The sequence below is a fragment of the Psittacicella gerlachiana genome (genome assembly GCF_003585965.1).
GTDB lineage: Bacteria > Pseudomonadota > Gammaproteobacteria > Enterobacterales > Psittacicellaceae > Psittacicella > Psittacicella gerlachiana.
The window spans coordinates 1-5,867 of record NZ_NRJF01000231.1; the positions used below are offsets into that span (position 1 = coordinate 1).

Annotated in this window: 5 protein-coding genes and 1 tRNA gene; 1 reads left to right on the forward strand and 5 read right to left on the reverse strand. The window is 30.8% G+C overall.

The window, feature by feature from the left end; translation table 11 throughout:
- The 5 genes from CKF59_RS06990 to accD all read right to left on the reverse strand — a co-directional run.
- The coding region (locus tag CKF59_RS06990; protein ID WP_222985675.1) for a YhjD/YihY/BrkB family envelope integrity protein at positions 1-296 on the reverse strand (296 nt) is incomplete at its 3' end.
- A gap of 29 nt (positions 297-325) precedes the next feature.
- A complete protein-coding gene (locus CKF59_RS06995; RefSeq protein WP_119535222.1) occupies positions 326-1,417 on the reverse strand; it encodes a dTDP-glucose 4,6-dehydratase in 1,092 nt (363 codons plus the stop codon).
- 61 nt (positions 1,418-1,478) lie between these two features.
- Positions 1,479-3,068: a ribosome biogenesis GTPase Der gene (gene der / locus CKF59_RS07000; RefSeq protein WP_119535223.1), complete on the reverse strand. Its 1,590-nt coding sequence runs from the start codon at positions 3,066-3,068 to the stop codon at positions 1,479-1,481.
- A gap of 84 nt (positions 3,069-3,152) precedes the next feature.
- Positions 3,153-3,229: transfer RNA gene (locus CKF59_RS07005), tRNA-Asp, on the reverse strand.
- A 117-nt stretch (positions 3,230-3,346) separates the two neighbouring features.
- Positions 3,347-4,222 carry an acetyl-CoA carboxylase, carboxyltransferase subunit beta gene (gene accD / locus CKF59_RS07010; protein ID WP_119535224.1) on the reverse strand — a complete coding sequence of 292 codons (876 nt, stop codon included), beginning with the start codon at positions 4,220-4,222 and terminating at the stop codon, positions 3,347-3,349.
- Positions 4,223-4,337: 115 nt separating this feature from the next.
- Between accD and CKF59_RS07015 the strand changes: the two genes are divergently transcribed.
- A complete protein-coding gene (locus tag CKF59_RS07015) occupies positions 4,338-5,786 on the forward strand; it encodes a Do family serine endopeptidase (protein WP_119535225.1) in 1,449 nt (482 codons plus the stop codon).
- Positions 5,787-5,867 lie beyond the last annotated feature (81 nt).

Sequence of the window (5,867 nt, forward strand, 5' to 3'; positions counted from 1 at the left end):
ACGTTAAAATCTTCAATGTTACTTGGTGCTATATTCTCAAATATAAATTCCTGTAATGAATCCTTAATGCTATTAAAAGCTGGTAACATATGGAGTACGGAGAAGAATACTAGCACTATAGGAACTATAGCTAATAAGGTATTATAAGTTAATGCCCCTGCAACAACTGATACTCCATTACCGAGTACGGTAGTTATAATTAAATATAAATGAAAAATACTTTTGGTGATAGTTTTAAAACCTTTAGTTCTTCTTAAGAATAAAAAGGTTTTTCTCAATTTTGATGATGTTGTCATAATAACTATGTTATGTAAAACTTTGATCCTTAGATCTGCGTTTTTTTATCTTTATAAGTGTAAATTTTTAATTTTTTAATTTCCTTTTGAGAATTATCTATATACCATAAAATAGTATCTTTAATTCTTGTAGAAAAATCATTAAGAGGTAATTGAATATTTGCTGTTTGTAATAAAAAATCTTGTACTTCGTATTTACGATCATGTCCTGGACGATCCGCAGTAAAGTCTATAAGACTTTTATAACTATCAATGCTGTGATTAAAATTTAAATTCTCTTCAAGAGGATATAGTTCTTCTAGAGCTTGAGCAATATAATTTACAACTTGGAGGTTAGTTAATAATTCTCCTGAAATAGTGTACTTTTGAGATTTTAAATTATTCCAATTATTGATTAAAGAGAAAATTAATGTAACTGTATCTTTAACGTACATCCATCCTCTAATTTGTTTGCCATCTCCATATAAAGATATTTTCAATCCATATAAGAGCTGAAGAATGGTAAGAGGGATTAATTTCTCAGGATATTGTCTTGGACCAAAATTATTAGGTAAGTATAAAGTTAAAATCGGGATGTCATAAGTACGAGCAAAAGATTCAAAAATTAAATCTGCACCAGCTTTAGAAGCACTATATGGAGAGCTAGGACAATATTTAGTTTGTTCATTGGCTGCTTCTATCCCTAATCTATCACCAAAGACTTCATCAGTACTTATATTAATAAATTTAAAATTAGCTTTTTCAAAATCATTAATTTGATTAAAATAGTTACGAACAGAAGAAATTAAACTAATAGCTCCATTAAGGTTATTTTCTAAAACTTTTGTTGGGTTTTCTATTGAATCATCAACATGTGATTTTGCCGCTAAATGAAAAATTCCATTAACTTGATGCTTTTGTAAGATTGATATTAAAGCTGATTTGTCATTAATATCTATTTGATAAAAGGAAAATCTAGGATCTTCAAAGCATTTTTTTAGATTTTCTATATTAGCTGCATAATCTAAAGAATCTACCACTATAACCCTAGTTTCAGGATCATAAGACTGATTTAGAATGTGTTCTGCTAAATGCGAGCCTATAAAACCAGCTCCACCAGTAATTAAATAAGACTTATGCATGAATATAACTTAAATAAAAATGAAAGAGGTAAATTGAGAAATCAACTTACCTCTTATTTTATCAGCTAGACTGACGTTTGATAAATTTTTGTAAACGTTTACGTTTACGAATTTGTGATTTAGTTAGCTTGTTTTGCTTATTTTTGTATGGATTTTTACTATCTTCAAATTTAAAATTAATAGGAGAACCTATAATATTTAAAGTTCTTCTAAAGTAATTAATTAAATATTTTTTATAAGATTCTGGAAGTTCTTTAGACATATTACCATGCACCACGATAATTGGTGGGTTATGTCCTCCCGCATGAGCATATTTTAATTTAACTCGTCTACCGTTTACTTGTGGTGGTTGATGGTTATGTAAAGCCATTTGTAAGATACGAGTTAACATAGAAGTATTAACTTTTATATTAGCAGATAAATATGCTTCTTGAACAAATTTAAAAATATCACCTATACCATGTTTTTTCAGAGCTGAGATATAGTGAATACGTGCAAAATCAGCAAAACCTAATTTACGATCAATTTCTTCTCTAATTGCTTTACGTTCATCATCGGTAACTGCATCCCATTTATTTAATAGAATCACAATAGAACGTCCAGCATTTAGGATAAAGCTTAATAAACTTAAATCTTGATCAGCTAAACCTTGGGTAGCATCAATTACTAATAAACAAACATTAGAATCTTCGATAGCTTGTAAAGTTTTAATAACCGAGAACTTCTCTACAGCTTCATAAATTTTACCTTTTTTACGAACTCCAGCTGTATCAATAATCGTATAGTTTTGACCATTATGTTCTAAAGGTATGTATATAGAGTCTCTTGTTGTTCCTGGCATGTCATAAACAATAACTCTATCTTCACCAAGTAGGCAGTTTGTTAAAGTAGATTTACCTACATTTGGTCTACCAACTAAAGCGATTTTTATATTATTATTTAGAATTTGGTTAGCGGTAGAATCTAAATCTTCACGAATAGATGATTCAGTTACATCTTTAATTTTATCTTCGATTTCACTCTCATCTAGATATTCAAAATCCTGATCAATTAAATCATCTTCTTGATTATAATCATCATTAAATTCATCTTCGACCTCAGCGTCCTCATCTGCAAAATCTAAATCATCAGAATGATGAATTTTACCAGAATCAATATAATCAAAAGTAAAATCTAAGAGACTTGAAATACCAATATTATTTGATGAAGAAATTCCCATCACCTTATCAAATCCAAGAATATAAAAATCTGCTAAGGCTTGTTCTCTATCAAGACCATCAATTTTATTAGCAACTAAAATTACTGGTTTTTCTCTTTTACGAAGAAGATTTACTATGGCAGTATCACCTGGCATTAAACCTGCTCGAGCATCAACAAGCATAAAAACTATATCGGCTTCTTGAATCGCTAGCAGTGATTGCTCAGCCATTTTAGTTTCAATACCTTCTTCATTACCATCAAGACCACCTGTATCTATGAGGATATATTCTTGATCTTGATAACGTGCTATACCATATTTTCTATCACGAGTTAGACCAGGGAAGTCGGCAACTAAGGCATCTCTAGTTTTAGTTAAACGATTAAATAAAGTAGATTTACCAACATTTGGTCTACCTACTAAAGCGATTACGGTTTTTTGGTTAGCGAACATTTCAAATAACTCAATACTTCTATGACAATAGAATATAAAAAAAATGCTTAGGGAATTACACTAAGCATTTTAAAAGAAAAATACTGGCGGTCTGGACGGGACTCGAACCCGCGACCCCATGCGTGACAGGCATGTATTCTAACCAGCTGAACTACCAGACCACATGCTTAGTGCATGAAGAAAATTTACGCACTATAAGCAAGATTATTATATTAAAAATTAAGAGTTTGTCAACTATTATCTAAAGTAAATGCAGAGCTATTCGCTCTGCATTGAAATTAATTTTCAGCATTCACTGCTGGTAAATTTTTTAATTTTGCTACTAATGATGAGATATAAAAAGGAAGATCTTTTCTTTCAACAATTTGATCAATAGCACCATGTTCAAGTAAGAACTCAGATCTTTGGAAACCTTCAGGTAATTTTTCACGAATAGTTTGTTCAATAACACGTGGCCCAGCAAAACCGATTAAAGCTTTTGGTTCTGCAATAATTACATCGCCTAGCATAGCTAAAGAAGCAGATACTCCACCAAATGTAGGGTCTGTTAATACTGAAATAAATGGAATTGAAGCTTCTTTTAATTTAGCTAAAACAGCAGAGGTTTTTGACATTTGCATTAAAGATACTAGACCTTCTTGCATACGTGCACCACCTGAAGCTGAGAAACAGATTAATGCAGATTTACTTTCAAGAGCTAAGGTAGCGGCACGAGTAAATCTTTCTCCTACTACAGAACCCATAGATCCACCCATGAAGTCAATGTTAAAAGCACAGCACACAACATCAACATTGTTTACTTTACCTTTATAAACAATAAGAGCTTCATCAGTATTAGTTGATTTCTTAGCAGCTTTTAAACGATCTTTATAAGATTTTAGATCTTTGAAATTTAAAGGGTCTTTAGGTTGAATATCGGTAAATAATTCTTCATAAGAACCTTCGTCTAAGAAAGTGTGTAATCTTGTATGCGGATTTAAACGTCCATGATTATTACAATGAGAACAAACATTCAAATTAGCATTATAATCTTTTGTATAAAGAGTTTGTGAACATCCTGGGCATTTAGTCCATACCCCTTCAGGAATTACACTTGTTTCAGATGATGAGAGCGTTTTTTGAATAGAACTCTTGATTTTATCAAACCAACTCATATTAACCTTAACTTGTAAAAATAAAAAAAAACTATATAACTTTAGAAGATAAAAGTCTATAACATTATAAGCAACTTGGTTTATTATACCATTATTTCAACTTAAGAGATTGACTATGAATAAAAATAAAGGTTTTATTAAAACAGCAATTGCAACAAGTATTAGTTTATTAACAATTGGAGCTTCAACTTTGGCATTTGCTCCTCAAGCATATGCTGATACTAATACACCAGTAACAGTGCAAAATCAAGCTCCATCTGTTTCTACTAAGAACTCATTAGCACCTATGATTAAGCGAGTGCTACCAGCAGTTGTTTCAATTGATGTAAAAGCTGTAGAAAAAGTGCAAAATAATGGTGTAAATCCTTTTGATTTATTTGGTGATTTACTTCCAAAAGAATTTCAAGATTTATTAGGTGGACCTAGAGGACAAGGACAAACTACAGAGCAAAATGTACGTCAACTCGGTTCTGGGGTTATTATTAACGCTGAAAAAGGTTACGTAGTAACAAACTATCATGTTATTGCAGGTGCAAAAACAATAAAAGTAAAATTATACGATAATCGAACATATAATGCTACTATTGTAGGTACAGATCCTGATACTGATTTAGCGGTATTAAAATTAGAAAAATTTTCTAACCTACAGCAAGTTAATCTAGGTGATTCATCTACTGCTGAAATTGGAGATTATGTAGTTGCAATAGGTAATCCATTTGGTATAGGTTTAACAGCAACTCAAGGTATTGTTTCAGCATTAAATCGTTCTACCTCTTTAAATCTTTATGATAACTATATCCAAACTGATGCTTCAATTAACTCAGGTAACTCAGGTGGAGCCTTAGTAGATTTAAATGGTAATTTAATTGGTATTAACTCTGCAATCTTATCAAAATCAGGTGGTTCTGTAGGGATAGGTTTTGCAATTCCATCAAATATTGTTAAATCTATTTCAGATCAATTAATAAAAAATGGTAAAGTATCACGTGGACAAATTGGTATACGTGGTAATGACTTAAATGAAGCTTTAATTGAGATGAATAAAATTCCAGTAACTGAGGGTGCATTTATTAATGAGGTATTCCCAGGTACAGCTGCAGATAAAGCTGGATTAAAAGCTGGAGATGTGATTGTTAAAGTTAATAATACAAAAATTGTTGATTTCAATCAGTTAAGATCTTTAATTAGCTCGCAACCAGTTAATACAACTTTTGAAGTTACTTATATCAGAAATGGTAAAACTTATACAACAAAAGTAGTAAGTGATAAATCTGCAGTAGCGAGTAATAGCAAAAGTGATAAAGCTGGTGATACTATAACCCTATTAGGGACTAACTTTAAAAATACTGATAAAGGTTTAGCCGTTGATAAGGTTACAAATAATTCTCCATTTGCTGTTTATGGCATAAAAAGTGGAGATATCCTAGTTGCGGTACAAGATCATGAAGTAAAAACAACTGAAGATCTATCAAAAGCTCTTGAAAACTTAAAAAATAATGATTTAATTGTATTTAAATTCCAAAGAGATAATCGTACTATTTTTATTACTTTAGGTAATAACTAATCAAACTAACGAAAAAATAAAGATCCTTATAGTTACTCACTGTAGGGATCTTTCTTTTTAGTTTTAAGTACATATCTAGAT